Below are 25817 nucleotides of genomic sequence, written 5' to 3'. Positions count from 1 at the left end.
ATCCCATGAGCAAAGCCGTTGAACGTGCACTGATCAGTGTTTCCGACAAGACTGGTATCGTTGAATTTGCCCAGGCCCTGGCCGGCAAGGGCGTGGAGCTACTGTCCACAGGCGGTACCTACAAGAAACTGCAGGAGGCCGGCATCGCGGTGCGCGAAGTCTCCGACTACACCGGTTTCCCGGAAATGATGGATGGCCGGGTGAAAACCCTGCACCCGAAAGTGCACGGCGGCATTCTCGGCCGTCGCGGCCAGGACGATCAGGTGATGGCCGATAACGACATCAGCCGCATCGACCTGGTGGTCGTGAACCTGTACCCGTTCGAAGCCACCGTGGCCAACCCGGATTGCTCCCTGGAAGACGCCATCGAAAACATCGATATCGGCGGCCCGACCATGGTGCGCTCTGCCGCCAAGAACAATGCCCACGTGGGCATCGTTACCAATGCGTCTGACTACCAGCGCGTGCTGGACGACATGGACGCCAACGGCGGCGCCCTGTCCAACACCCTGCGTTTCGATCTGGCCATCAAGGCGTTCGAGCACACTGCCGCCTACGACAGCGCCATTGCCAACTACTTTGGCAAGATGGTGGGCGAGAACAATGAAGACTTCCCGCGCACCATCAACCTGAACTTCGAAAAAACCCAGAACATGCGTTACGGCGAGAACCCGCACCAGAAAGCGGCCTTCTACACCGAACGCAGCCCTGCCCCGGCATCCATCGCCACCGCCAAGCAGCTGCAGGGCAAGGAACTCAGCTACAACAACATCGCCGATACCGACGCGGCGCTGGAGTGCGTAAAAGCCTTTACCAAGCCCGCCTGTGTGATCGTCAAGCACGCCAACCCCTGTGGGGTAGCGGTAAGCCTGGACGGCATCGGCAAAGCCTACGATCTGGCCTTCGAAACCGACACGGAATCTGCCTTTGGTGGCATCATCGCCTTCAACCGCGAGTTGGACGCGGCTACCGCACAGGCCATCGTCGATCGCCAGTTCGTGGAAGTGATCATCGCCCCCAGCGCCACCGATGAGGCTCTCGCCATTACCGCCGCCAAGAAAAACGTGCGCGTACTGGTCTGCGGCGAGATCACCGGGCCGACCGAAGGTGGGCTGGATTACAAGCGCGTTAACGGCGGCTTGCTGGTACAGGATCGCGACATCGGCATGATCACTGAAGGTGATCTGAAAGTGGTCACCAAGCGTGCCCCCACCGAAGCCGAGATGCACGACCTGATCTTCGCCTGGAAAGTGGCCAAATTCGTCAAATCCAACGCCATCGTCTACGCCAAAAACCGCCAGACCGTGGGCGTGGGTGCCGGCCAGATGAGCCGCGTCAACTCTGCCCGTATCGCCGCCATCAAGGCCGAACATGCGGGTCTGCAGGTGGAAGGTTCGGTGATGGCATCCGATGCATTCTTCCCGTTCCGCGACGGCATCGATAATGCCGCCAAGGTCGGCATCAGCTGCGTAATCCAGCCGGGCGGCTCGATCCGCGACGAAGAAGTCATCGCCGCCGCCGACGAAGCCGGCATGGCCATGGTCTTCACCGGCATGCGTCATTTCCGTCACTAACAGCATCTCTCTGAAGGAGCGGCTTGAACCGCGAAGCGGCTTGCAACAACAATTCGCAGCTCAAGCACCGCTCCTCCGGCGAACCTGAAAGGGGTGTAGACATGAAAGTTTTGATCATCGGCGGCGGTGGCCGCGAACATGCGCTGGCATGGAAAGTGGCCCAGGCCGAGTCGGTAGAAAAGGTATTCGTAGCCCCGGGCAACGCAGGCACCGCCCGCGAAGCCAAGCTGCAGAACGTGGCCATCGATGTGCTGGATCAGCCGGCCCTGCTGGCCTTCGCCAAAGACAACGGGGTTGACCTGACCATCGTTGGCCCGGAAGCGCCACTGGTGGAAGGCCTGGTGGATACGTTCCAGGACAACGGCCTGAAGTGCTTCGGCCCCAGCAAGGCCGCCGCCCAGCTGGAGGGCTCCAAGGCCTTCACCAAGGACTTCCTGGCACGCCAGAACATCCCCACTGCTGCCTACGGCAACTTCACCGACATGGAAGAAGCCCTGGCCTACGTCCGTGAACAGGGCGCGCCCATCGTGATCAAGGCCGACGGCCTGGCAGCTGGCAAAGGCGTGATCGTCGCCATGACCCTGCAGGAAGCCGAAGACGCGGTGCGCGACATGCTGGACGGCAACAAGTTCGGCGACGCCGGCCACCGCGTGGTAGTGGAAGAATTCCTCGAAGGCGAAGAAGCCAGCTTCATCGTCATGGTAGACGGCAAGAATGTGCTGCCCATGGCCACCAGCCAGGACCACAAGCGCGTCGGCAACGGCGACACCGGCCCCAACACTGGCGGCATGGGTGCCTATTCTCCGGCTCCGGTGGTCACCGATGCGGTCTACCAGCGCATCATGGATGAAGTCATTACCCCGACAGTAGAAGGCATGGCCGCCGAGGGCATGCCTTACACCGGTTTCCTGTATGCCGGCCTGATGATCAGCCCGGAAGGGGCCCCCAAGGTCATCGAATACAACTGCCGCTTTGGCGACCCGGAAACCCAGCCGATCATGATGCGTCTGCAATCCGATCTGGCCACCCTGTGCCTGGCCGCCCTGGACGGCAAGCTGGACCAGACCGACATCCAGTGGGACCCGCGCCCCACTCTGGGTGTAGTCATGGCCGCTGGCGGCTACCCGGACAGCTACGACAAGGGCGATGCCATCGAAGGCCTGGACCTGGCGGATTCGGACACCGTAAAAGTCTTCCACGCCGGCACCGCCGAGAAAGACGGCCAGGTCGTCACCAGTGGCGGTCGGGTGTTGTGCGTGACCGGCGTCGGTGACACGGTCAGCGATGCACAGGCCAACGCCTATGCAGGTGTGAAGCAGATCACATGGCGCAATGCCCAATACCGCACAGACATTGGTTACCGTGCAGTGGCCCGCGAAAAGGCATAAGCTAGCCCCATAAGTACGAATAACGGGGTAGGTCACAGGCGGGCAGCCCGCTCCCTGTGGCTGTGTTGGGCTTTCCGGCACCATTATTGGCATTTCTGTTCTGACGGAGACGGGTTAGCGCCCGTTTCCGCTTTGCGCATCCAGTACCCCGAACAATAAGCGATTGTATTGGGGGTACCATGAGCAGTGTCCTGGCCGACATGTCTCGCCTTGAGAATTTCATACCTTTCGACTGTCTGGGCGAATCCCATCTTCAGGAAATTCAGGGCCAGATCGACGTCATCACACTCGGCCCGGGCCGACTGTTGTTCAAACGGGGCCAAAAGACAGACAAGGCCTTCTTTCTGGTGGAAGGCGCACTGGATCTTACCGACGCAAGCTTTCAGGTACGTCACTTCACCGCCGATGATGACGAGAACTATCTGGCTCTGGATAACTATCCCGAGCACACCATCAACGCCATCAGCGCGGAAGCCACCACCCTCTACGCCATTGATCGCAACAAACTCGATTTGCTGATGACCTGGACCCAGGCCGCGGAATCTCTGCTGGATGAGGGCGATGACGAAAGTGAACGGGACTGGATGGACGCCCTGCTGTCCTCCGAACTGTTCGCTGCCGTGCCCCCGGCCATGTTGCACAGCCTGTTCATGAAGTTTGAAGAACGCGAAGTCCAGCTGGGCGAGACCATCCTCACCGAAGGGGACGATGGCGATACCTTTTTTGTGATCAAGCAAGGCAAAGCCATGGTCACGCGCAGCAAAGGCGCCAAACAGGAAACCCTGGCGGCCCTGTCTGCCGGGCGTTTCTTTGGTGAGGATGCCCTGATCAGTGACAGTCCGCGCAATGCCACCATCACCATGACCAGCGACGGCGTGGTCATGTGCCTTGGCAAGCAAGACTTCCAGGCGATCCTGCAGGACTCCGTGATTCGTCATCTCAGCGAAGATGAGCTGGATACCATGGTACTGGAAGCAGATACTGCCTGTGTGCTGGTGGATGTGCGGCTGCCCATGGAGTTTCGCCACGACCGCACACCTGGTGCGCGCAACATTCCGTTAAGTGAGTTGCGCCGCGAGGTACAGAATCTGGAGAAGGATTTCTTCTATGTGGTGTCTGGCGATAGTCGACGAAGTGAGCTGGGAGCCTATATCCTCTCCGAAGCGGGCTTGAACGCCTATGTGCTCGATCGGGGAAAATCAACGGATGCTGACAACGCTGACAACGTGGCCGAACAGGCTTAACGCTTTTTGCCTACTGCTGCTTTGCACCCTTTTACTGGTGCAAACAGCGGCGGCAGAACCTGCACCGCCACCACCTTTCGTTATTCATACCGAACCGGATAACAGCCGGATCACCATTTATTCCGAATTCCTCCACGACGAGAAAGGTGCGCTGACAATCGAGGATATCAGCGCACTCCCGGGCAGTGATTTCCAGCCGGCCACCCGCTTCATAGAACGCCTTGGCGTTCAGAGCGGTCACTGGTGGATCAGGGTCGCACTCAAAAATGAACTCGATCAACCCCAAGAATACACCCTTCATGTGTTAGGCAGCCCTCATGCCACCCTCTATCAGCCCGATCAAACGGGATACACCCTGGCCGAGACGGACCAACGCATACCGGGCAGGGGCGCGGGTATCCGCATCCTTCTGCCCACCGGCCAAACAGAACTTTTTTACTTGCGTCTACAGGCACAAGGCTACCTCACTTACGGGCTATCGCTGACAACACCAAACCAGTACCTCGCGGACCAGCAACTCAGCAATGCCGTTTACATGATACTGACCGGCGCGCTGCTGATACTGGTGATCTATAACCTCATCGCAGGCATGATGGGTGGCGGTATTACCTACTATTACCATGCGGCTTTCCTGTTGAGCATCATTGTCATCAGCCTGCTACTTGCCGATTTCTTGCCCCTGATAGTCCCGGATAGCGCGTTACTGCAACCCCGGTTGCTCTTCGTTCTGATGTTGGTTGCGCTGTGGGCTGCCGCCGGCGTGACAACAAAATTCATGCGGCTAAAACAGCACCACCCACGCCTGGCAACACTGGTTAGCGCACTGCAGACCCTCTCCCTGATCGCCGCTGTGAGCAACCTGTTCCTGCCGCTTGGCATTGCAGCCTACCTCAGCTTTGTTTTGGTAGCGCTGGCAGCCGTTACCCTGATCGTGCTGGGTTACACATCGTGGCATAGCGAAGCGCAGGGCGGAGGGATGTTTTTCATGACCGCCATGCTGGTGAGTTTACCAGCCTTACTGGTGTGTCTTGCATACCTTGGTATTCTTCAAACCAGCGCGGAATTACCCCAATGGCTGATGGGCACCGCCGCCATCGAAGCTATAACCCTCGGCATTGGCCTTCGCATTCGTCGCATCCACCAGAATCGGCTACAAACGCAAAGCGAACGATCCGAGGCCATTGCGGACACCGTAGACAGCACCCGTCGGGAAACACTCTCACGGATTGGTCACGATGTCCGCACGCCCTTGAGCGGTATTCTCGGCATGGCCGAGATCCTCGGCGACACCCCCCTTACCCCCAATCAACGCGAGTGTGTCAGCGCTATCCAGCATGCCGGTGACAGCCTGCTGAGAATCATCAACGACGTACTTGAACACTCCCAGCTATCTGCAGAAGGGGCCGATATCAACCGTGCCTCACTGGATATTCATGATCAGGTCATGGAGGCCATCGATCTGTTCAAGGAGCGGGCAGAAGAGAAACAGATCGAGTTGATCACCCACGTGCATACCAACGTTCCGGCCCGGGTACTGGGAGATGCGGGGCGTCTTCGTCAAATCCTGACCAACCTGATCGGCGCCCTGATTCGTCATGGCAGCCCCGGAGAACTGGTGGTGGATGTCTCCATGGAGCCTACCGGCCAGGCGGACCGGATCCGCTTCGGTTTTTCCGGTAGTGCCCTCAGTGACGATACCGTTCAGCGCTTGAAAGACAGCCAGCGACAGAGCGAAAGCAGCCACCTGAGCCTGGTAATCGCTGAACAACTGGTCGACGCGCTGGAAGGCCGCATGGGCACACTGCAGGATCATCGTGGCGCCCATTTCTGGTTTGTTCTACCGTTGCCGGCGGACAGTTCCGGTTTGCATCCGACGGTCAAAGTCGATCCTGCCAGACTGGAAGGCCGAAGCATTCTGGTCGTCGACGATTCCAGCACTGTGACCCGAGTGCTGCGCCATCATGCCCTCTCATGGGGAATGAAGGTCACAGCCTGCCACGACCCCCGTGAAGCGCTGGCCTCCTTGCGCACCCAGGCCAATATCAACGAACCCTATGACGTCGTGGTACTGGACCACCAGATGCCCGGCATGGACGGCATGCAGCTAGCGGCCCGCATCCATGAAGATCCTCTGATCATCCACCCTACCGTGCTGGTCATGCTGACCGGGGTAAACCAGGCCCCGTCTGCGACTCAGGCACGCAATGTGGGCATCCACCGGGTATTGTCAAAGCCGGTCTCCGCCCCCCGGCTTCGTCAGGTACTAGCGGAGGAACTCGGCAATGAGCGTCCGGCCTCCCACGAGCAAACCGAGCATCAACCTGACCCTGGATTACGCATCCTGGTCGCCGAAGACCATTATCTGAGCCAGAAGGTTATCCGGGGAATGCTGGGCAAACTGGGGCTCAAGGCCGACATTGCATCCAATGGACGGGAAGCTCTGGAGAAAGCCCGTGACACCCGATATGACCTGGTGTTGATGGACTGTGAAATGCCGGAGATGGACGGCTTTGAAGCCACCCGAAAAATCCGGGAGTGGGAACAGGGGAGCGGCCTGCCCGCTACGCCGATTGTGGCGCTCACAGCCCATATCCTGAAAGAGCACCGTGATCGCAGTTTTGCCGCAGGCATGAATGCCCACTTACCCAAACCGGTGGAGTTGAACACCCTGCGAGAAACCGTAGTTCGGTACACCCAGCCGGGAGAAGACACAGCCGATAGCTGAATCAGCCAGCACTCACCGCCCGGCTCTGGCACCAATGCCGCAGCCTCGCCAAGGGCTCTGCCATGGTGACCGACAAGGGAACCGTGGCGGCCAGCTCGGCTTCCAGCATGGTCTGATCCAGTACCGTTCCCGCTGCACTGGCGCTGTACAATCCCGCCACCACCGCCTGTTCGATTTCAGCACCGGTAAAGCCGTCACTGTGTTCGGCCAGGGTCGGAAGATCAAAACGCTCTGCATCCTGATGCCGCTTTTGCAAATGAATCCGAAAGATAACCTCGCGGACAGACGGCGACGGAAGATCCACAAAGAAAATTTCATCCAGGCGCCCTTTGCGAATCAGCTCCGGCGGTAAACGCTCGATGTCGTTGGCCGTGGCCACCATAAACACCTTGCTGGTGTTCTCGGCCATCCAGGTCAGCAAGGTACCCAGCACCCGGCGCGACGTCCCGCCATCGTTGTCCCCTACCGAAATGCCTTTTTCGATTTCATCGATCCATAACACACAGGGCGACATGGTTTCTGCCATGGCCAGGGCTTCACGGACATTGCGCTCGGATTCTCCGAAAAATTTGTTGTAGATCGCCCCCATATCGAGCCGCAACAACGGCAGCCCCCACAGGCCTGCCACCGACTTGGCAGCAAGGCTCTTGCCGCCGCCCTGTACCCCCACCAGCATCACGCCACGGGGGCTGTCGATGCCTGCATCCCCGTGGAAAGCCTTCTCTCGCTTGCCAAGCCACTGCTTCAGGCCGTCCAGGCCGCCAACATGGGCAAAACTTTCGGTGTCGTACTCGTAGCTGAGCACGCCATCCATCTCCATCAGGGCAAACTTGGCCTTGTTGACCTCAGGCAGATCGTCTTCGGTGATGGCGCCATCCTGGATGATGGCGCCCCGGGCCAGCTTGCGGGCATCGTCTGCGCTCATGCCGCGCAGGTTACGCACCAACCGGTCCAGTGATTCCCGGTTGGCGCGAACCCGCTCGCCCTTTTCCTTTTTAAATCGACGGGCTTCGTCCTGGACAATATGCTCCAGCTGTTTCTCATCCGGCATGGACAGGCTGAAGCGGGTGCAGTATCGGCGCACTTCAGCGGGAATCGTGAACTGGTGACTGATCAGCACCAGCGTATGCTGTAACCGCTCGTGGTGGAGCGCGATTTCCTTGATCAGCCGGACATTCTTCGGCTCGCCGTCCAGGAACGGATGGATATCACACAGGGCATAAATCCCGGGCTGGCTGGTACCACGAATCTGGCCAAGCATGGCATCCGGCTCAATGGTGTGCTTCTGGCTGGGCACATCATCAAACTCCAGCCTGCGCAGGCCATCCACCGCATTCCAGGCAAACACCGGGCGCCCTTCTTTCATTCCCAGACGCCGGATCAAATCCAGCGCCCGTAATTCCTCCCAGGTTTCGATCACCACAATCGGGTAACGGGAATCCAGCAGCATGCGCAGGTCGTTCAGATCACTCATTGTTATCATTCTTCACAGGGCGAGGATGCCGGTATGCTAACATGATCATCTTTCAAAACACCGCTGTGGACAGCCCATGACAGAACGCCGCCTTTCTCCTCTGGACCGATTGCTGGCCAGAGCAGACAACGCCCTGCGCACGCTGACGCCAGGCACCATACAAGCTGAACGTGCGCCGACTGCCGCACCGGACAGCCCCGGCGGCACTGCCCAGCCCGGCAGCCTGCCGAGCGATCAGCGTCGCCACGTGATGGGTTTGATGCGCATCAACCATACCGGTGAAGTATGTGCCCAAGCGCTGTACCAGGGCCAGGCCAGCACCGCCAGCCTGCCGCATATTCGTCACGCCATGGAGGAAGCCGCCAAAGAAGAAGAAGACCATCTGGCCTGGTGTGAAGAGCGCATTCGCGAACTGGGCGGTGCACCGAGCAAACTGAACCCGCTGTTCTATGCCATGAGCTATGCCATGGGTGCCACCGCCGGCCTGATCGGTGATCGCTGGAGTCTGGGGTTTGTCTCGGAAACTGAAAACCAGGTGGTGAAGCACCTGGAGTCCCACCTTTATCAGGTGCCGGAAAGCGACCTGCGCACCCGAGCCATTCTTGAGCAAATGCGTACCGACGAGCTCAAGCATGCCGTCACCGCCAAAGACGCCGGCGGCGCCGACCTGCCGCCGCCCATCCGCCACGCCATGACATTGATGAGCAAGGTGATGACGTTTTCGACTTATCGGATCTGATGAGTTAACAGTGAATAGTGAACAGTTAACAGCGTCGCGCCAAACGTCATCAGGTACTGAGAACAAAGAGGCCGCACCCAGGTTATGGGCGCGGCCTCTTTATTTCCAGCTGGCCGCTGCGCTGATCGCGCAGCTATTCACTGTTAACTGTTAACTATTCACTGCTCCTCAACCAAGATTCCGGCTGTAAAAAATCTCCAGCATCTCGGTCTTGAGACGTTCTTCAATCGAATCGAGTTCTTCCTGGTCAAACTCGTCGCTACCGGCACCAAACAGATAGTTGTCGATATCGAAGTCTTTCAGCAGCATCTTGGTATGGAAGATGTTCTCCTGATACACATTCACGTCGATCATCTGATAGGCGTTCTGGGTATCTTCCGTGAGGAAGTTCTGGATGGAATTGATGTCATGATCAATGTAGTGCTTGGTGCCATCCAGATCGCGGGTCATACCACGCACGCGGTAGTCCACGGTCACGATATCGGAATCGAAACTGTGGATCAGGTAATTCAGGGCACGCAGTGGTGAAATCACCCCACAGGTCGATACATCCACATCCACACGGAACGTGGAAATACCGTTATCCGGATGGGATTCCGGGTAGGTGTGAACCGTCACGTGGCTCTTGTCCAGATGCGCTACCACCGTGTCCGGCAGCGGACCCGGGGCTTCCTCGTCCCAGTCAGTCCCATCTGGAGGGGTCTCATGCTCGGCAATCAGCATGGTCACGCTGGCACCCTGCGGATCGTAATCCTGACGGGCCACGTTCAGAATATTGGCGCCAATAATCTTGGTCACATTGGTGAGAATCTCGGTGAGACGCTCGGCGTTATACAGCTCATCAATATATTCGATGTACTCCTGACGATGCTGCTCAGTCTTTGCATACGCAATATCGAAGATATTGAAGCTCAAGGATTTGGTCAGGTTGTTGAAACCATGAACCGTAATCTTGGGATTGGGATCTTTCACCACAGCCGTACCCCATGGGCGCTTACCGCCACACTAGAACAAAACACACCACCGCATTGATGCGGCTACCTGTCTGCGAGGCGACACAACGCCCCACCTCTCACCCCGGCATGACACCGGAATTCCCAGCCTGACCGGAGTCAGGCCTCAATGCTATAGCTATGGGTGATCTCGACACCACCCCGGGTCAGCATGATGCTGGCCGAGCAATACTTCTCGGCGGACAACTCCACTGCCCGTTTTACATGGGCTTCTTTCAGGTTATTGCCGCTAACGATGAAATGCAGATGAATCTTGCTGAATACCGCAGGGACATCATCGACACGTTCGGCGGTCAGTTCGCAACGGCAGTCGGTCACATCCTGACGAGATTTCTTGAGGATATGCACCACATCAAAGGAAGAACAGCCCCCGACACCCAACAGCAGCGTCTCCATGGGACGTGGGCCACGGTTCTGGCCGCCATGATCAGGCGGGCCGTCCATCAGTACCTGATGGCCGCTTTCGGTCTGACCCTCGTAGCAGGCCTCGCCCTGCCATTGAACCACTGCTTTCATGGCTTTCTCCTGGTGCATTTTGCCTCCGGATGAGCGTCTCTTTTTGCCACCCGGAAAGGGGGCGCAGAGTACCATAGCCGGTGGCCTGCGCCACCCCTTTTCGGGCTCCTGCCGACAATCTGCCCCCTCCCCCCGCCGCCCCCTCCTGTCATCGGCCTGCAGAGACCGCCTACGCCGGGATAATCGGTAGTGAGAGCCAGTTCCCTTGGCAGGCCTGATAAAAACAGGCAATATCCATAGTCTTATTAGCTAAGACATTTTTCTGGCTTAAGACTGAGCGCCCATGACTGACGGCAATAAAATTATTCCAAATCTGGACCATTTCCTGGCCAACTGCCATCGACGCAAGTACCCAGCGAAAAGCACCATCATTTATGCGGGGGATGAATCGGATGCCCTTTATTACATCCTGAAGGGCTCCGTGACCGTGATGATCGAAGATGATGACGGTCGCGAGATGATTATGGCCTACCTGAATGAAGGAGACTTCTTCGGTGAAATGGGCTTGTTTGAAAACGATCCTTCCCGCTCTGCGTGGGTAAAGGCCAAGACCGAGTGTGAAGTAGCGGAAGTCAGCTACTCCAAGTTCAAGCAATTGGCCCGCGAAGACGCTGACATCCTGTTCGCCGTCTCCGCCCAGATTGCCGGTCGCCTCCGTGCCACCACCCGCAAAGTGGGCGATCTGGCGTTCCTGGACGTCACCGGTCGCGTGGCTGGCACACTGCTGGACCTGTGCAAGCAACCTGACGCCATGACCCACCCGGATGGCATGCAGATCAAAGTCACCCGCCAGGAAATCGGCCGCATCGTCGGCTGTTCCCGCGAAATGGTCGGCCGGGTTCTCAAGAACCTGGAGGAGCAGGGGCTGGTGTCGGTTAAGGGTAAGACGATGGTGGTTTACGGGACGCGCTGAAAGGCAGTTAACAATTAACCATGAACAGCTAACAGCGTCGCGGATTGGCACCATCCTGATCTGAAAGCATAGAGGCCGCACCCAAAGTTTGGACGCGGCCTCGAACCTTTACGCTAACACCCTCGCACCCCGCGACGCGGTTAACTGTTCACTATTCACTGTTAACTGTTAACTGAAAAACAGCGCCTTCAACGCCTTCCCCGGATCCTCTTCGCGCATAAAGGCTTCGCCTACCAGGAAAGAGTGGATGCTGTTGCTGCGCATCAGCTTCACATCATCGGCGGTGTGAATACCACTTTCGGTGATGATCAACCGGTCCGCCGGGGCTTGCTCGGCCAGGGCCAGAGTGGTGCTGAGGCTGGTCTCGAAGGTGTGCAGGTTGCGGTTATTGATGCCGATCAGCTCGGCATTCAGCGCCACGGCCCGCTCCAGCTCTTGCTGGGTATGCACTTCCACCAACACATCGCAGCCGGCGCGCTGGGCAGCGTGATAAAGCTCGTTCAGCTGGTCATCGGACAGCGCTGCCACGATCAGCAATACCGCATCGGCCCCCATGGCGCGGGATTCGAAAATCTGCCATGGGTCGATCATGAAATCCTTGCGAATCACCGGCAGGCTTACCGCATTGCGGGCGGCACGCAGATAGTCTTCATGGCCCTGAAAAAAATCCTGGTCGGTGAGCACCGACAGGCACGCTGCCCCATTGGCTTCGTAACTGCGGGCAATCGCCACCGGGTCGAAATCATCCCGGATCACCCCTTTGCTGGGGGACGCTTTCTTGATTTCGGCAATCACCGCAGGCTGCTTGTCGCGAATACGCTGGAACAGGGCCTTGGCAAAACCACGGGCCTTGCCCTGGTTCTCCGCCATGGATTGCAGGTCGCCAAGCGAGTAGTTGTTCTTGCCCACCGCGATTTCTTCCTGCTTGCGGGCAATAATCTTGTCGAGAATGGTGCCTGTGCTCATAACCGTTCTCCTTGTCAGTCCGCTGCAGTGAGGGCTGTGCTGAACTGGGCCAGCTCGCGCATGCGCTCCGCTGCCTCTCCATTGTGTATCAGGTCTTCCGCCATGCGTACCCCCTCTTTGTGAGAGCGGGTAACACCGCTGACATAAATGGCCGCCCCGGCATTGAGGGCGATCATGTCGGCTGCCTTGCGGGCCGCCTCGTTACTGCGCTTGCCGAACGCATCGCGAATCAGCGCCAACGACGCCGCGGAATCGGTTACATCGAGCCCTACCAGCGAATCCGACTCCAGCCCCAGCTCTTCCGGGGTGATCGTGTATTCGCTGACTTCACCGTTCTTGAACTCGGCCACATGGGTGCGGGTCGCCAGGCTGATCTCGTCCAGGCCATCCTTGCTGTGCACCACCATCACATGCTCTGCCCCCAGACGTCCCATGACTTCCGCCATCGGCCGACACAACTTCTCACTGAACACCCCCAGCACCAGGCGCTGAACCCCGGCAGGGTTAGTCATGGGCCCGAGGATGTTGAACAGGGTGCGCATACCCAGTTCCTTGCGCGGCCCCACCGCGTATTTCATGGCCTTGTGATGATTCGGGGCAAACATGAAGCCCACCCCCACGTTATCCACGCAGCTGCCGATCTGTTCCGGGCTCAGGTCCAGCGCAATGCCGGCGGTTTCCAGCAGATCGGCAGAACCGCTTTTGGAGCTCACCGACCGGCCACCATGCTTGGCCACCCGGGCCCCGGCAGCGGCCGCCACAAAGGCGCTGGCAGACGACACATTAAAGAGGTTGGCACCGTCCCCCCCGGTGCCCACGATATCCACCAGATACTGGCGGTTTTGCACCGGAACCGCAGTGACCAGCTCGCGCATGACCTGCACACCGCCGGTGATTTCATCCAGCGATTCACTCTTCATGCGCAGCGCCACCATGAAAGCACCAATCTGTGCATCGGTGGCGCCGCCGGTCATGATCTGGCGCATGACCTCTTGCATCTCGTCCACGCTGAGATCGATCTGCTCGACCACCTTGGCCAGCGCCTGCTGGATATTCATGCGGCGTCCCCTTGTTGTGCGTTTTTCAGAAAGTTCTCGAGCAGGGCATGGCCGTGCTCACTCAGAATGGACTCGGGGTGATACTGCACCCCCTCAATGGGCAGGGTCTTGTGCCGCATACCCATGATCTCGTCCATGCTGCCGTCAGCGTTCTGGGTCCAGGCGGTAATCTCCAGACAATCCGGCAGGCTGTCTTTTTCCACCACCAGGGAATGGTACCGGGTGGCGATATAGGGTGACGGCAGATCCCGGAAGATGCCCACACCGCTGTGGTGGATCGGCGAGGTCTTGCCGTGCATCACCTGGCGGGCCCGCACCACCTTGCCACCAAAGGCCTGGCCAATACTCTGGTGCCCCAGACACACCCCCAGAATTGGCAGCTTGCCGGCAAAGTGCTTGATGGCGGCGATGGAGACGCCGGCTTCGTTGGGCGTACAAGGCCCGGGAGACACCATCAGGCGGTCCGGGTTGAGCGCTTCGATGTCCTCGATGGTGATCTGGTCATTGCGGTGTACCAGCACCTCGGCCCCCAGCTCCTGCAGGTACTGCACCAGGTTGTAGGTAAAACTGTCGTAGTTATCGATCATCAAGACACGCATTACCGCTGCCCTCCGTCTGCCAGGTTGAGACCACCCAATGCCAGATTCACCGCCCGGAATACCGCCCGGGCCTTGTTCATGGTCTCGTCCCATTCGGACTGGGGCACCGAGTCCGCTACGATGCCGGCACCGGCCTGCACGTAGAGACGCTCGTCCTTCACCACCGCCGTGCGGATGGCGATAGCCGTGTCCATATCACCATTAAACCCGATGTAACCGACCGCCCCGCCGTAGACCCCCCGCTTGGTGGGTTCCAGCTCGTCGATGATTTCCATGGCGCGGATCTTGGGGGCACCACTCAGGGTACCCGCCGGGAACGTGGCACTGAGCACGTCCAGGGGCCCCTGGCCGTCTTTCAATTCCCCTTCCACATTGGAGACGATATGCATCACATGGGAATAGCGTTCCACCACCATCTTGTCTGTCAGGCTCACCTTGCCGGGTTTGGCCACACGGCCCACATCGTTGCGGCCCAGATCAATCAGCATCAGGTGCTCGGCGATTTCCTTGGGATCCGCCAGCAGGTCCGCTTCCAGCGCCTTGTCTTCTTCCACCGTGGCACCGCGCTTGCGCGTCCCGGCAATGGGGCGCACCGTCACTGCGCCCTGCTCGGCCCGCGCCAGGATCTCCGGTGACGAACCGGCGATATGAAAATCGTCCAGGTCCAGATAGAACATGTACGGCGACGGGTTCAGATAACGCAGGGCCCGGTACAGGTCCAGCGCGGGGGCCTTGAACGGACAGCTCATCCGTTGGGCCGGCACCACCTGCATCACGTCCCCGGCCAGAATATAGTCGCGAACTTTCTCGACCCCGGCCTTGAACTCGGCTTCGGGGAATTCGCTCTGGAAATCGCTCTCGTCCACCGGGTCGCCGTACACCACATGCTCCGGCTCCGGCAGTGGCGCCCGCAGCTGCTGCTCCAGTGCCTCAAGGCGGGCCTCTGCCTGTTCAGCGGCACCTGCTGCCGTCGGATCCACATGGACAATCAGGTACAGGGCCCCGCGCAGGTTGTCGAACACCACCACTTCTTCAGAGCGCATTAGCAGGATATCGGGCACACCCAGCACATCCTTGCCCGGCGCCGGGCCCAACTTCGGTTCAAAGTAGCGGACGCTGTCGTAACCAAAATACCCCACCAGCCCGCCATTAAAGCGGGGCAAACCGGGAATTTCCGGAGCCTGATAGTGCTGACGATACTGTTCGATCCAGGCAATCGGATCTTCCACTTGCTGTTCGCGGGTGCCGTCGTCATTGCTCACCGACACTGTCTTGCCGGTAATGCGGATGACCTCGGTGGCAGGCAGCCCGAGGATGGAATACTGCCCCCAGCGCTCGCCACCCTGGACAGATTCAAACAGGTAGCTGTAGGGCCCCTGAGCCAGTTTGCGATAGGCGGTCAACGGGGTATCCAGGTCCGCCAGCACCTCGCGTACAACGGGCACGCGGGTAAAGCCCTGTTGGGCGTAACGATCCAGTTCTTGTGGTGACATGGTTTTTCCTTATCCGACCCTTTTCAGGCAGGCCGATGTCGAGAAAGCCGATTGTAGAGAAAAATGAAGCAAAAAGGGCGTGTCAGCGCATTACGGCAGACACAGGGGGGAGCGTCACCATCGCCAGCTGGCGGGTGCGGACAGGAAAGCAAAGCTGTTGATCAGGGCACGCTCCAAGGGGGACGTCCTTTCTCAAACGGGGTCGATGGCCGAAATTGTAGTCAATGTTAACGTCAGACGCCAGACATTCGCCCACCGGCAGAGAGCCGGCCTTGCAGCTGTGGAAGCTTGCCTGCAAGCGATATTTCGCCAGCAGGCAGGCTCCCACACAAGCTGCGCTCATGTAGACTAGACCGCATAACCTCAACCGGATGCTTTTTGCGTTTGGCGCCAGGCATACGGCGTCCAGCGTTCCCAACCATGAACATTGTCGCCCTTTACACTGCCGATGAATCCCGCGGGCCCATGACAGGCCACGAGGCGGTACAACTGCGTGCCGGCTGTGGCATCGTCGGCGACCGCCACTGCAAGCGGAACACCAAGCCTGAGGAACAGCTCACCCTGATCGGACACGAAGCCGTGGACGCCTTTAATCATGAGTTCGGTCAGGAGGTACACCCTCACCAGCTGCGCCGCAACATTGTCACCACGGGCGTGGACCTGAACGCCCTGGAGGGACGCGAGTTCATGGTCGGCACGGTACGGGTGCGCGGCATCGAACTGTGCGAGCCCTGCTCCGTGGTGGGCAAGCTGCTGGCCGGCGAGCTCACCCCAACCCAGATCATCAAGGCGTTGATGGGGCGAGGCGGACTGCGTTGTGAAATTCTCTCCACCGGGGTAGTGAGAGTGGGCGACACCATTGAAATACCGGATTGAGGTTTCCTGTAGGCGCGGTCTTTCACCGCGATAGCCAATGCGTCAATGACCATCGCTCCCACAACGAGCGGGCATACAACCTGACCGTAGGGCGGAAAGTCCCTTCGGGAATGTCCACCCTACGACATCTTTAGAGTGCTTCACTGCATGAACGACGTAGAAAAAACCCGCTACATCAACCAGACCCGCCAGTGGCTGGAACAGGTCGTGATCGGCCTCAACCTGTGCCCCTTCGCCCGCAAGCCTTTCCAGAAAGGGCAAGTGCGCTTCGCGGTCAGCGACAGCCGTAATGTGGAAACACTGATGCAGGATCTCTTTGACGAGCTGCGAATGCTCGCCACAACGCCAGCATCTACCGTCGATACCACCCTGCTGATCATTCCCGACCAGCTGGACGACTTCTACGACTACAACGACATGCTGGACCTGGCCGATGCGCTGCTGGAACAGGAAGACTGGGTAGGCACCTTCCAGATTGCGACCTTTCATCCGGCCTACCAGTTTGCCGATACCGAGGCCGACGATCCGGGCAACTACACCAACCGGGCCCCCTACCCGATACTGCACCTGCTACGCGAAGAGAGCCTGGAGGCCGGGCTGGCCAGCTACCCGGACCCAGAGGCCATTCCCGAACGCAACATGGACACGCTGGATAACCTGAGTGAAGCCCAGTGGCATAGCCTGTTCGGCGGCCTGCCGGGAGCGCGCCGATGAATCTGGATCTGGCGGACATCCTGCTGGTGACCACCGTGGTGATCATTGCGGCGCTGTTCTGGCGCGCCCACGGTATTCGTGAACGCGCTCTGATCTACACCCGAAAATACTGCGAGCGGGAACAGGTGGAATTCCTGGATGACACGGTAGGGCTGGAAAAGCTCACTCTACAACGCGATGGCAATGACAAACTGCGTATCACCCGCATTTACCGGTTTGAGTTCACCGTCACCGGCGGCGAGCGCTATTCTGGCCACACCATCGTCATGGGCGGCGTCGTGCAGCGAGTCGAATTACCGCCCCACCGCTACACACCGCCGCCAGAACAGCTGCACTGATGTTGCGCCCCTTCGTCTAGGCGGCGATCTCCTCCACCTCGCCACGCTGACGACGCCCGTGTTCACTATGGCGATTGGCGTCCAGTCGCTGGAACGCCTTCGGCAGCAAACGACGCGCCACCCGATTCACCGGCCGTTCCAGCCAGCCGGGCAATGCCATACCCAACGGATTGGTTTCCGCCACACTGTCGTCACCAATCACCCGGGTGCCCATGAGGTAATCAAACCAGGGCCGGGTAACGCACCAGTTGGCATCCTGGTGGGTGTTCATGTGATGGTCGTAGTGCCACGGCAGTTGGGTACGGGCCCACTCAGGCTGCAGGTGCGCCTTGCTGTGTTTGTGCCAGTACTGCCAGGCGGAATAATAGATCCCCGCGGTAAAAAACGGCGCCACTGCCACCGTCGGGGTAAACACCGCACACAACCCGATCAAGGCCACCTTTTCGTTGAAAATTTCCTGATCCTGGAACATGGGCATCGTGTAATGCTCGTCCTCGAACCCGTTCAGCCGCACACGTTTGTGATGGCGAATATGACTGAAGAAAGGGCTGTTGCGATGCTTGCGGGGATACTCATGCAGCCACACCTTGTGGGCATACCACTCAAAGGCATTGGCCGTGAGCAACGCGACAGGAAAACCAAGCATGGGAAACCCTCATAACAATGACAGAGGCTCCATCATGCCGTACACAGGCCGTGTCTCTTTTGATCGCCAGCGGAGAACGCCCTGTCAGCAGGATCAAAAATCGCGGTGTTCCGCGTGCATGCGTTTTCGAAACGCGGTGGGGGTTTCGCCGGTCCAGCGCTTGAACGCCCGAGTAAAGGCCGCCGGTTCGGAAAAACCGGTCAGGTAGATAATCTGGTCAATCGGCTCCTGGGTGCGAGCCAACAGGCGCCGGGCCAAACGCTCGCGGTAACCGGCCAGCACCTCCTTGAAGCTGGTTCCTAACGCCGATAACTCACTGCGCAGGCTGCGCGGTGTCCGCCCCAGCCGTTCCGCCAGCGCATCCAGTGACGCCCCCCCCTGCTCCAGCAAGCCACCCAGCGCCTGCTCCACCGTATGCAGAAAATCCTGGCGCGCAAGATCCTCCAGCTTTCGGGCGGCCAGGGTTTCATGCACGCGTAACAGCTCCGGCTCCGCCGCCAGGGACGACCGCGCCAACAGGGCAGCATCGAAATGTATTGCCCCCTCTTCCGCCCCCAACACCACCGGGCAACCGTAGACACGCTGATACGCCTCGGCACTGGCACCCCGGTTATGGGAGAACGTTACCCGATCGGGACGAAACTCCCCATCGCTGACCTGCTGTAAAAAACGCAGCACCAGGGTGGTGGCGCACTCGAGATAATGGCGCTCGGAGTGTTCCAGCCCGGCAAGAATGGCCACCCCGGACTCTATCCGCAGTTGCAATTGCAGGGCATCTGTCAGCAGCCGGTTATAGCGCAATGCCCGCTGCAGCCCATCACCAAAGGTGGAGCTGGACAGAAACAGGTACTCCAGCACCTGGCCACGAAACGGTGGCATCAGCTCACCAATATGCAGCCCGATATCCGGGTCGCCACTCACCCGTTGCGCCGCGGCCCAGAAACGCTGTTGAGGAGAATTGATCCGTCGCTCGGACTGGTCCGGCGGCTCATCCGGCATGCCGACACTGGCAAAAATGGCCGCGCAGTCCAGCCCGGCGCGGGTCATGGCCTGGTAGGTCATCCATAAAAAAATGCCGTTATCGGAAGCAGGTGTCTGGCTCATGGTCAGCAGTATACGAACTCATGCCGGCACAGACACCTGTCTTGTCCAGCACCTGTCAGGGCATGGGTTTGTCGCAGTTGACCATCCATGGCACCCCGAAGCGGTCGATGCACATGCCAAAACGTTCCGCCCAAAAGGTCTCTTCCATAGGCATGCGGGTCTCGCCCCCATCGCTTAATGCGGTAAAGATCTCTTCTGCCCGTGCGGCGGTTTGCGTCTGCACATTGATAATGGTGCCCTGGGGTTTGTCATACTGATCCGGCGGGCAATCCGACCCCATCAAAACAAGACCTTCGGCCTCAAGACTGATGTGACAAATATGATCGTGGTTCTCCGGCGGCACCTGATCGGCCATGGGCGACTCCCCCATCGTGATCAGAAAACTGATCTCAGCCTCCAGTACCTGCGCATACAGCGCAAACGCCTCACGACAATTACCGGGAAAATTCAGATAGGGGTTAACGCGAACATCCGTCATGGTCTCCCTCCTTGAGACAATGGGCTTTCCATAGCCAATCGAATGGCGTGATCGCTTTTCGACCCCCCCTCTTTTTGTAGGAGCGTCGCTGGCGGGGTGCCTACGGGGGACTCATGTGACGCAAAAGATTTTGACTTTGAATTTCGCTATTCACTGTTAACTGTTAACTATTCATTGCCCTATTTGACCCGCTGCTTTTCCAGCTTGCGAGCCAGCGTGCGACGGTGCATCCCCAGGCGGCGAGCCGTTTCTGAAATATTAAACCCGGTTTCTGCCAGGGTTTCGTGAATACGTTCCCATTCCAGGGTTTTCAGATCAGTGGCACGTGCGGTCAGGGACACTTCGGTATTGCCTTCGGCCCGATTGAAAGCATCTTCGATATCGTCGGTATTGGATGGCTTGGCAAGGTAGTGGCAGGCCCCCAGCTTCACCGCTTCCACCGCCGTGGCAATGCTGGCATAGCCGGTGAGTACCACGATCAACATCTGCTCATCGTGCTGATGCAGGGCCTGCACGCAGGCCAGCCCGGAAGAGTCGCCCTTCAGTTTCAGGTCCACCACGGCATAGCCGGGGTCGTGATCCGCCAGCAGACCCTGTGCGCTTTCCAGGCTGTCCGCATGGAGCACCCGGTAACCGCGCCGCTCAAACGACCGGCTCAGGGTTCGGGCAAACGCCTCGTCGTCTTCGACAATCAACAGCAAACGTTCTTCCACTGCGTCAGACACGTCTCACTCCTCTTCCAGTGTCACGACCGATAGCGGCAGTGACAAGGTCACCAGCGCCCCACCCTGGACCAGATTGCGGGCCCGCAGGTTGCCCCCGAGGGTGCGCAAGACATTCATCACCAGGAACAACCCCAGTCCACTGCCCGGCCGCCCTTTGCTGGACTGATAGGGGCGCCCCAGGTTATCCAGCATCTCCGCGGGAAAACCCGGCCCACGATCGGTCACCGATACCAGCAGGGTTTCCTCTTCGCGATGAACATCCAGCCGGACCCAGTTCGGCGACGCTTCCAGAGCATTGTCCAGAACGTTGTGAATACTCTGTTTCAGTGCCGAATCGGAAACGATACTCAAATCCGTACCGAAATCGTTGAGGTAAATAAAATCCTTCACCGGGCGGGTATCGCGCCATTCCTCCACCAGCTCATCCAGAAACTCCCGAACGGTGGTTTCTTCCGACGACTCTCCGCGGGCCTCACCCGCGGACAACAGGATGCCGCTGACGATCGACTTGCAGCGCAGTACCTGGGTCTGCATTTCAGCAATTTCCTGGGCCATATCACCATCGGATTTGAAAGGCTCCATATGCTTCCAGTCCCCCAGAATCACCGACAGGGTCGCCAATGGGGTGCCCAGTTCATGGGCCGCACCGGAGGCCAGCAAGCCCATACGCACAATATGCTCTTCTTCTGCGGCTCGCTGGCGCAACTCGGCCAGGTGTTCATCACGCTGGCGGCGATTACGGGTAATACGGTTGATGAAAATCACCAACAGCACACCGTTGAGCACAAAGCAGATCAGCATCCCTTCGATGTAGAGGCTGAACAGCCCTTTGGAATGATCCAGCGGCATGGGCAGCGGATGCCCGTACCAGGCCAGCCATCCAAAACACAGCGTCGTGGTGACCAGGATTACCCAGGTGGACCACACCTCCAGCAACACCGCCCCCAGAATCACCTGCAGCAAATAGAGGAATACAAAGGGGTTGGTGGCACCGCCGCTAAGCGCAAGCAACATGGTAAGGGTCGCCACATCGATCAACAGTGACAGAAACAGCTCGGTATTACCGATGCTCTTTGGCAACTTGAGGCGCAGCAGACTGACCGCATTGAGCAGCAACAGGCCAAACAGTACCACCAGCATTTGCGCCACCGGCAAACGAATGCCAAAGCCGTAATTGACCACCAGGATGGTGGCAAGCTGGCCAAACATGGCGATCCAGCGCAGCTGGATCAGCAATTGCAGGTTCTTGCGTCCGGTGATGTCATCGCTGTTGCGGCGAATGGCCGAAAACAGCGGACCCGGCGCAGACGCCGACGAGGTTGAATGAGCAGATGACATGGTTTCCATGACCCCAGTTTACCGCTTTCGGCGTGAATCCCGCAGCACCAACCAGGCCGCCAGCAGCATCCCCAGCGCCAGCGCAAACCAGGTCAGAGCATAAACCCGATGATTATTGCGAAATTGAATCACCGTAAGCCCGCCTACGGGCAAGTCCACACCTGAAGGTCCGGCATCCACAAAATATGGTGCCACCGGGGACAGCCCCTGCTGCTGCGCCATGGCCTCCACATCGCGGGAATACCAGCGGTTTTCGGCCGGCACATTGTCGCGTAGCACGCCGCCACCGGGGTGACTCAGGCGCAACAACCCCTTTACGGTGACCGGCCCCGTCGGGGTATAGGAGCCCTGGCTGGCCGCCTTGCGCTCTGACTGGGGCACAAAACCCTGATTTACATACACCCAGCTGCCGTCAGTACGCTGCAGTGGCGCCATCACCCAATAGCCTTGCCCTTCTTGCGTAGCGGCAGCCACCAGTGCCACGGCCTGCACGCGATACTGCCCACTCATCTGCACATGCAGGTATTCATGCTGATCTTCGGATACCTCTGCCCAGGTCTTCCGGGCAGGGGCCTCAACGGCCTCGGCATGCACGCGGGCATCCACCCTGGTGATCAGGCCTTCCTTCCAGGCCAGCCGTTTTACCTGCCAGATTCCCAACGACATAAAGCCGACAAAGGCCAACGCTGTCAGCAACAGAAACAGGAAAGCAAGAAGACGTCGACGAGCCATGGTCATGCCTCTTCAAACGTGGGGAAAGGGGAAGCAGGAAGGGTTAAGAACCTGTGGGAGCTTGCCTGCAAGCGATTACCTAACTTGCGAGGCATGCATCGCTTGCAGTCAAGCTCCCACAGCGGGAATGACCGTAACCCTAGTCCATCATCCCCGGCATCATGTTCACGTTCAGGTTATGCATCACCCACAGGGAACCGGCAAGGGTAATGAAGACCAGGATGAGCGTGAAGATCAGGGCCAGCATGTTCCAACCGCCTTCCGAATGGAAGTTCATGTGCAGGAAGAACACCATGTGCACAACAATCTGCACCAGGGCAAACCCCAGAATCACCATGACAGTGGTGGCAGAATTCTCGAACACATCGCCCATTACTAACCAGAATGGAATCACGGTGAGAATCACCGCCAGCACGAAGCCCGTCAGGTATTCCTTCAGGGAAACGTGGGGAATGTCCGCATCGTGATGATCATGATCGTGTGTATGCTCGCTCATGGCAGCACTCCCATCAGATAAACGTAAGTGAAGACACCGATCCAGACCACGTCCAGGAAATGCCAGAACATGGACAGGCAGAATACCCGACGCTTGTTTTCCGGGATCAGGCCGCGCTTCTTCAGCTGGAGCAGCAGGGTCACCAGCCACACGATGCCGAAGAATACGTGCAGGCCGTGAGTCCCCACCAGCGCGAAGAATGCCGTCCAGAAGCCACTGGTCTGCGGACCGGCACCTACGTGAATCAGGTGATGAAACTCATACAGTTCCAGCCCCAGGAAGCCGGCGCCCAGCAAGCCGGTCACGGCCAGCCAGAACATCGTCCCCTTCAACCGATTGGCCTGCATCTGCAGCATGGCAAAGCCGTAGGTAATGGACGAGATCAACAACAACGAGGTGCTGATGGCGATCAGGTTCAGATCGAACAGTTCCATCCCGGTAGGCCCACCCGCATAACTGCGGCCGAGCACACCGTAGGTGGCGAACAGACAAGCGAAGATCAGACAGTCGCTCATCAGGTAGATCCAGAAACCCAGCAGGGTGCCGTTCTGGGGGTGATGATCCCCCTTCACAAGAAACTCCAGCTGGCCGTTCTGGCTGCTGTCGGTTGCAGCAGCAGTCATCGTGGTATCAGACATTGGCTAGTTTCCGTGTACGTTCTGCTTCAATCCGCTCTACTTCTTCCGCCGGAATGTAGTAGTCACGGTCGTAATCGAAGGTGTGGTAGATCGCAGTGCCTATCAGGGCCACAAAAGACACCCCTGCCAGCAACCACATGTGCCAGATCAGGGCAAACCCGACCACCACACTGATACCGGAGAGCACGATACCCGCCCAGGTACCCTTGGGCATGTGAATCGGGATAAAGCCGGATTCAGGGCGCTGGAAGCCGTGTTGCTTCATCTGCCACCAGGCATCCAGATCGTGCACCTGCGGGGTGAACGCAAAGTTGTACGGCGGCGGCGGCGAGGAGGTAGACCACTCCAGCGTACGGCCATCCCAGGGATCACCGGTTTCATCCTGCAGGCTCTCGCGGCGCAGGAAGCTCACCACCAACTGGATGATAAAGGCGGCAATACCAATGGCGATCAGGAACGCCCCCAGGGCAGCGATCTGGAACCAGATCTGCAGAGACTGGTCCTCGAAGTGGCTGACACGACGGGTCACGCCCATCAGACCAAGCACGTACAACGGCATGAAGGCGAAGTAGAAACCGATCAGCCAGAACCAGAAGGACATCTTGCCCCAGAACTCGTCCAGCTTGTAGCCGGTGGCTTTCGGGAACCAGTAGGTAATACCGGCGAACAGACCGAACAGTACGCCACCAATGATCACGTTGTGGAAGTGCGCGATCAGGAACAGGCTGTTATGCAGCACGAAGTCCACCGGCGGCACCGCCAGCAACACCCCGGTCATACCCCCAATCACGAAGGTGACCATGAAGCCCACAGTCCACAGCATGGGCACATCAAACTTGATGCGGCCACGGAACATGGTGAACAGCCAGTTGAAGATCTTCGCCCCCGTGGGGATCGAGATAATCATCGTGGTGATCCCGAAGAACGAGTTCACGCTGGCCCCCGAGCCCATGGTGAAGAAGTGGTGCAGCCACACCAGGTAGGACAGCACGGTGATCACCACGGTGGCGTACACCATGGAGGTGTAACCGAACAGCGGCTTGCGGCTGTAGGTGGCCACGATCTCGGAGAAAATACCGAACACCGGCAGGATCAGGATGTACACCTCCGGGTGTCCCCAGATCCAGATCAGGTTCACGTACATCATGGCGTTGCCGCCCAGATCGTTGGTAAAGAAGGCGGTATCCAGGTAACGGTCCATGGACAGCATGGCCAGTACCGCCGTCAACACCGGGAAGGCGGCCACGATCAGCACGTTGGTGCACAGGGACGTCCAGGTGAACACCGGCATTTTCATCAGGCTCATGCCCGGCGCCCGCATCTTGACGATGGTCACCAGCAGGTTCACCCCGGACAGCAGCGTACCCACCCCGGCGATCTGCAACGCCCAGATGTAGTAATCCACCCCGACTCCGGGACTCTGCAATATCCCCGATAATGGCGGGTAGGCCAGCCAGCCGGTCTTGGCGAATTCACCAATGAACAACGACACCATCATCAGTACCGCACCGCCGGTGGTCATCCAGAAGCTGAAGTTGTTCAGGAACGGGAAGGCCACATCGCGGGTGCCAATTTGCAGCGGAATCAGGTAGTTCATGATCCCGGTTACCAGCGGCATGGCCACGAAGAAGATCATGATCACGCCGTGGGCAGTGAAGATCTGGTCGTAGTGGTGCGGCGGCAGGTAGCCGGTGGAATCCCCAAAGGCCATGGCCTGATGCAGACGCATCATGATGGCATCGGCAAAGCCGCGCAGCAGCATCACCAGGCCAAGAATGATGTACATGATGCCGATTTTCTTGTGGTCGATGGTGGTGAACCACTCGTTCCACAGGTAGCCCCACAGCTTGTAGCGGGTCAGCGCGGCAAGCAGCGCGATACCGCCCACCGCCACCACAGCGAAGGTGCCGAGGATGATCGGATCATGAAAGGGAATCGCGTCCCAGGTAAGGCGACCAAAGATCAGCTTGGTCAGGTCCAGGTTCTCAAACATGGGCGGCACCTACTGCGTTAGCGATCAGGAATGCTGT

The 25817-nt window shown here is 58.7% G+C and carries 25 protein-coding genes; 9 read left to right on the top strand and 16 right to left on the bottom strand.

Going from position 1 to position 25817, the window contains the following annotated elements; translation table 11 throughout:
* Positions 1-5: 5 nt before the first annotated feature.
* The 4 genes from purH (at position 6) to Q672_RS22215 (ending at position 6931) form a co-directional block, all read left to right on the top strand.
* Entirely contained in the window at positions 6-1574 is a 1569-nt protein-coding gene (gene purH, locus Q672_RS22230; protein ID WP_022984640.1) for a bifunctional phosphoribosylaminoimidazolecarboxamide formyltransferase/IMP cyclohydrolase, read from the top strand.
* A gap of 101 nt (positions 1575-1675) precedes the next feature.
* The gene (gene purD / locus Q672_RS22225) at positions 1676-2962 is read left to right on the top strand and encodes a phosphoribosylamine--glycine ligase (RefSeq protein ID WP_031226131.1); all 1287 of its coding nucleotides are present in this window, start codon (positions 1676-1678) and stop codon (positions 2960-2962) included.
* 179 nt (positions 2963-3141) lie between these two features.
* Positions 3142-4206: a cyclic nucleotide-binding domain-containing protein gene (locus tag Q672_RS22220; protein WP_022984638.1), complete on the top strand. Its 1065-nt coding sequence runs from the start codon at positions 3142-3144 to the stop codon at positions 4204-4206.
* Complete coding sequence (locus Q672_RS22215) at positions 4169-6931, top strand: hybrid sensor histidine kinase/response regulator (RefSeq protein ID WP_035481883.1); 2763 nt, start codon at positions 4169-4171, stop codon at positions 6929-6931. The genes Q672_RS22220 and Q672_RS22215 overlap by 38 nt, the downstream gene beginning before the upstream one ends.
* 1 nt (position 6932) lies before the next feature.
* Here Q672_RS22215 and Q672_RS22210 read toward each other — a convergent pair whose 3' ends face one another.
* Positions 6933-8405, bottom strand: coding sequence for an AAA family ATPase (locus Q672_RS22210; RefSeq protein ID WP_022984635.1), 1473 nt, complete (start codon positions 8403-8405; stop codon positions 6933-6935).
* A 76-nt stretch (positions 8406-8481) separates the two neighbouring features.
* On the opposite strand from Q672_RS22210, the gene coq7 reads away from it, so the two are divergent.
* Complete coding sequence (gene coq7, locus Q672_RS22205) at positions 8482-9144, top strand: 2-polyprenyl-3-methyl-6-methoxy-1,4-benzoquinone monooxygenase (RefSeq protein ID WP_022984634.1); 663 nt, start codon at positions 8482-8484, stop codon at positions 9142-9144.
* Positions 9145-9312: 168 nt separating this feature from the next.
* On the opposite strand, the gene speD is transcribed toward coq7, so the two are convergent.
* Both speD and Q672_RS22195 read right to left on the bottom strand, forming a co-directional pair.
* Positions 9313-10119 (bottom strand): adenosylmethionine decarboxylase, encoded by an 807-nt coding sequence (speD, locus tag Q672_RS22200; RefSeq protein WP_022984633.1) that lies wholly within the window; start codon positions 10117-10119, stop codon positions 9313-9315.
* A 137-nt stretch (positions 10120-10256) separates the two neighbouring features.
* Entirely contained in the window at positions 10257-10673 is a 417-nt protein-coding gene (locus tag Q672_RS22195) for an OsmC family protein (RefSeq protein ID WP_031226124.1), read from the bottom strand.
* A 283-nt stretch (positions 10674-10956) separates the two neighbouring features.
* Between Q672_RS22195 and crp the strand changes: the two genes are divergently transcribed.
* Positions 10957-11586 (top strand): cAMP-activated global transcriptional regulator CRP, encoded by a 630-nt coding sequence (crp, locus tag Q672_RS22190; protein ID WP_022984631.1) that lies wholly within the window; start codon positions 10957-10959, stop codon positions 11584-11586.
* 168 nt (positions 11587-11754) lie between these two features.
* Here the strand turns inward: crp and trpC are convergent, their stop codons facing one another.
* From trpC to trpE, 4 genes are read right to left on the bottom strand one after another with little or no spacing between them, the layout of a single operon-like run.
* Positions 11755-12552: an indole-3-glycerol phosphate synthase TrpC gene (gene trpC / locus Q672_RS22185; RefSeq protein ID WP_022984630.1), complete on the bottom strand. Its 798-nt coding sequence runs from the start codon at positions 12550-12552 to the stop codon at positions 11755-11757.
* Between the two features lie 14 nt (positions 12553-12566).
* The gene (gene trpD / locus Q672_RS22180) at positions 12567-13610 is read right to left on the bottom strand and encodes an anthranilate phosphoribosyltransferase (RefSeq protein WP_022984629.1); all 1044 of its coding nucleotides are present in this window, start codon (positions 13608-13610) and stop codon (positions 12567-12569) included.
* A complete protein-coding gene (locus Q672_RS22175) occupies positions 13607-14209 on the bottom strand; it encodes an anthranilate synthase component II (protein ID WP_022984628.1) in 603 nt (200 codons plus the stop codon). Before Q672_RS22175 ends, trpD begins: the two co-directional genes overlap by 4 nt.
* The gene (trpE, locus tag Q672_RS22170; RefSeq protein ID WP_022984627.1) at positions 14209-15702 is read right to left on the bottom strand and encodes an anthranilate synthase component I; all 1494 of its coding nucleotides are present in this window, start codon (positions 15700-15702) and stop codon (positions 14209-14211) included. The genes Q672_RS22175 and trpE overlap by 1 nt, the downstream gene beginning before the upstream one ends.
* 420 nt (positions 15703-16122) lie before the next feature.
* Here trpE and Q672_RS22165 point away from each other — a divergent pair, with 420 nt between their 5' ends.
* From Q672_RS22165 to Q672_RS22155, 3 genes are all read left to right on the top strand, one after another.
* Complete coding sequence (locus tag Q672_RS22165) at positions 16123-16578, top strand: MOSC domain-containing protein (RefSeq protein ID WP_022984626.1); 456 nt, start codon at positions 16123-16125, stop codon at positions 16576-16578.
* A gap of 147 nt (positions 16579-16725) precedes the next feature.
* Entirely contained in the window at positions 16726-17292 is a 567-nt protein-coding gene (locus tag Q672_RS22160) for a DUF1415 domain-containing protein (RefSeq protein WP_022984625.1), read from the top strand.
* On the top strand, positions 17289-17630 hold the full coding sequence (locus Q672_RS22155) for a DUF3301 domain-containing protein (RefSeq protein ID WP_022984624.1): 342 nt from the start codon (positions 17289-17291) through the stop codon (positions 17628-17630). Before Q672_RS22160 ends, Q672_RS22155 begins: the two co-directional genes overlap by 4 nt.
* Positions 17631-17646: 16 nt before the next feature.
* Here Q672_RS22155 and Q672_RS22150 read toward each other — a convergent pair whose 3' ends face one another.
* The 9 genes from Q672_RS22150 to cyoB form a co-directional block, all read right to left on the bottom strand.
* The gene (locus Q672_RS22150; protein WP_022984623.1) at positions 17647-18276 is read right to left on the bottom strand and encodes a sterol desaturase family protein; all 630 of its coding nucleotides are present in this window, start codon (positions 18274-18276) and stop codon (positions 17647-17649) included.
* Positions 18277-18369: 93 nt separating this feature from the next.
* Positions 18370-19380 carry an AraC family transcriptional regulator gene (locus Q672_RS22145; RefSeq protein ID WP_022984622.1) on the bottom strand — a complete coding sequence of 337 codons (1011 nt, stop codon included), beginning with the start codon at positions 19378-19380 and terminating at the stop codon, positions 18370-18372.
* A 55-nt stretch (positions 19381-19435) separates the two neighbouring features.
* Complete coding sequence (locus Q672_RS22140; RefSeq protein ID WP_022984621.1) at positions 19436-19858, bottom strand: VOC family protein; 423 nt, start codon at positions 19856-19858, stop codon at positions 19436-19438.
* A 179-nt stretch (positions 19859-20037) separates the two neighbouring features.
* Positions 20038-20583: a response regulator transcription factor gene (locus Q672_RS22135; RefSeq protein ID WP_022984620.1), complete on the bottom strand. Its 546-nt coding sequence runs from the start codon at positions 20581-20583 to the stop codon at positions 20038-20040.
* 3 nt (positions 20584-20586) lie between these two features.
* On the bottom strand, positions 20587-21921 hold the full coding sequence (locus Q672_RS22130; RefSeq protein WP_233552463.1) for an ATP-binding protein: 1335 nt from the start codon (positions 21919-21921) through the stop codon (positions 20587-20589).
* 18 nt (positions 21922-21939) lie between these two features.
* Entirely contained in the window at positions 21940-22653 is a 714-nt protein-coding gene (locus Q672_RS22125) for an SURF1 family protein (RefSeq protein ID WP_022984618.1), read from the bottom strand.
* Positions 22654-22792: 139 nt separating this feature from the next.
* Positions 22793-23149 carry a cytochrome o ubiquinol oxidase subunit IV gene (gene cyoD, locus Q672_RS22120; protein WP_022984617.1) on the bottom strand — a complete coding sequence of 119 codons (357 nt, stop codon included), beginning with the start codon at positions 23147-23149 and terminating at the stop codon, positions 22793-22795.
* Positions 23146-23787 carry a cytochrome o ubiquinol oxidase subunit III gene (gene cyoC, locus Q672_RS22115; RefSeq protein ID WP_022984616.1) on the bottom strand — a complete coding sequence of 214 codons (642 nt, stop codon included), beginning with the start codon at positions 23785-23787 and terminating at the stop codon, positions 23146-23148. Before cyoC ends, cyoD begins: the two co-directional genes overlap by 4 nt.
* Entirely contained in the window at positions 23780-25780 is a 2001-nt protein-coding gene (gene cyoB / locus Q672_RS22110; protein ID WP_022984615.1) for a cytochrome o ubiquinol oxidase subunit I, read from the bottom strand. The genes cyoC and cyoB overlap by 8 nt, the downstream gene beginning before the upstream one ends.
* Positions 25781-25817: the final 37 nt, after the last annotated feature.

Origin of the sequence: Alcanivorax sp. P2S70, assembly GCF_000475295.1 — a bacterium.
Taxonomy (GTDB): domain Bacteria; phylum Pseudomonadota; class Gammaproteobacteria; order Pseudomonadales; family Alcanivoracaceae; genus Alcanivorax; species Alcanivorax profundi.
This window is presented reverse-complemented; position numbering and strand designations above follow the sequence as displayed.

Coding starts and splice junctions, on each gene's coding strand:
- purH (WP_022984640.1), top strand. CDS start 6: ATGAGCAAAGCCGTTGAACGTGCACTGATCAGTGTTTCCGACAAGACT.
- purD (WP_031226131.1), top strand. CDS start 1,676: ATGAAAGTTTTGATCATCGGCGGCGGTGGCCGCGAACATGCGCTGGCA.
- Q672_RS22220 (WP_022984638.1), top strand. CDS start 3,142: ATGAGCAGTGTCCTGGCCGACATGTCTCGCCTTGAGAATTTCATACCT.
- Q672_RS22215 (WP_035481883.1), top strand. CDS start 4,169: ATGCTGACAACGCTGACAACGTGGCCGAACAGGCTTAACGCTTTTTGC.
- Q672_RS22210 (WP_022984635.1), bottom strand. CDS start 8,405: ATGAGTGATCTGAACGACCTGCGCATGCTGCTGGATTCCCGTTACCCG.
- coq7 (WP_022984634.1), top strand. CDS start 8,482: ATGACAGAACGCCGCCTTTCTCCTCTGGACCGATTGCTGGCCAGAGCA.
- Q672_RS22195 (WP_031226124.1), bottom strand. CDS start 10,673: ATGAAAGCAGTGGTTCAATGGCAGGGCGAGGCCTGCTACGAGGGTCAG.
- crp (WP_022984631.1), top strand. CDS start 10,957: ATGACTGACGGCAATAAAATTATTCCAAATCTGGACCATTTCCTGGCC.
- trpC (WP_022984630.1), bottom strand. CDS start 12,552: ATGAGCACAGGCACCATTCTCGACAAGATTATTGCCCGCAAGCAGGAA.
- trpD (WP_022984629.1), bottom strand. CDS start 13,610: ATGAATATCCAGCAGGCGCTGGCCAAGGTGGTCGAGCAGATCGATCTC.
- Q672_RS22175 (WP_022984628.1), bottom strand. CDS start 14,209: ATGCGTGTCTTGATGATCGATAACTACGACAGTTTTACCTACAACCTG.
- trpE (WP_022984627.1), bottom strand. CDS start 15,702: ATGTCACCACAAGAACTGGATCGTTACGCCCAACAGGGCTTTACCCGC.
- Q672_RS22165 (WP_022984626.1), top strand. CDS start 16,123: ATGAACATTGTCGCCCTTTACACTGCCGATGAATCCCGCGGGCCCATG.
- Q672_RS22160 (WP_022984625.1), top strand. CDS start 16,726: ATGAACGACGTAGAAAAAACCCGCTACATCAACCAGACCCGCCAGTGG.
- Q672_RS22155 (WP_022984624.1), top strand. CDS start 17,289: ATGAATCTGGATCTGGCGGACATCCTGCTGGTGACCACCGTGGTGATC.
- Q672_RS22150 (WP_022984623.1), bottom strand. CDS start 18,276: ATGCTTGGTTTTCCTGTCGCGTTGCTCACGGCCAATGCCTTTGAGTGG.
- Q672_RS22145 (WP_022984622.1), bottom strand. CDS start 19,380: ATGAGCCAGACACCTGCTTCCGATAACGGCATTTTTTTATGGATGACC.
- Q672_RS22140 (WP_022984621.1), bottom strand. CDS start 19,858: ATGACGGATGTTCGCGTTAACCCCTATCTGAATTTTCCCGGTAATTGT.
- Q672_RS22130 (WP_233552463.1), bottom strand. CDS start 21,921: ATGTCATCTGCTCATTCAACCTCGTCGGCGTCTGCGCCGGGTCCGCTG.
- Q672_RS22125 (WP_022984618.1), bottom strand. CDS start 22,653: ATGGCTCGTCGACGTCTTCTTGCTTTCCTGTTTCTGTTGCTGACAGCG.
- cyoD (WP_022984617.1), bottom strand. CDS start 23,149: ATGAGCGAGCATACACACGATCATGATCATCACGATGCGGACATTCCC.
- cyoC (WP_022984616.1), bottom strand. CDS start 23,787: ATGTCTGATACCACGATGACTGCTGCTGCAACCGACAGCAGCCAGAAC.
- cyoB (WP_022984615.1), bottom strand. CDS start 25,780: ATGTTTGAGAACCTGGACCTGACCAAGCTGATCTTTGGTCGCCTTACC.